The organism is Mameliella sp. CS4 (assembly GCF_019392335.1).
Lineage (GTDB): Bacteria > Pseudomonadota > Alphaproteobacteria > Rhodobacterales > Rhodobacteraceae > Antarctobacter.
Genome location: NZ_JAHXRQ010000173.1, coordinates 1 through 266, shown reverse-complemented (window position 1 = coordinate 266; position 266 = coordinate 1). Strand labels below are relative to the sequence as shown.

Annotated in this window: 1 protein-coding gene; it reads left to right on the top strand. The window is 67.3% G+C overall.

The window, feature by feature from the left end; translation table 11 throughout:
* Window positions 1-266: aminotransferase class I/II-fold pyridoxal phosphate-dependent enzyme (locus tag KZZ07_RS27005; protein ID WP_219520063.1), on the top strand; the 266-nt coding region annotated here is incomplete at both ends.

Here is a 266-nt window from a genome sequence, read left to right as displayed (position 1 = left end):
GCGACCTGGCCGACCTGCCCGCGCTGGCCCGCGAAACCCGCGCGAAAGGCGCCTGGTTAATGGTGGACGACGCCCATGGTTTTGGCCCGTTGGGCGCCAAGGGTGGCGGGATCGTCGAGCACTTCGGCCTGAGCCAGGAGGACGTGCCGGTGCTGGTCGGCACCCTGGGCAAAGCATTTGGCACCGCCGGGGCGTTTGTGGCGGGCAGCGATGAGCTGATCGAGAGCCTGATCCAGTTCGCCCGGCCGTATATCTATACCACCAGC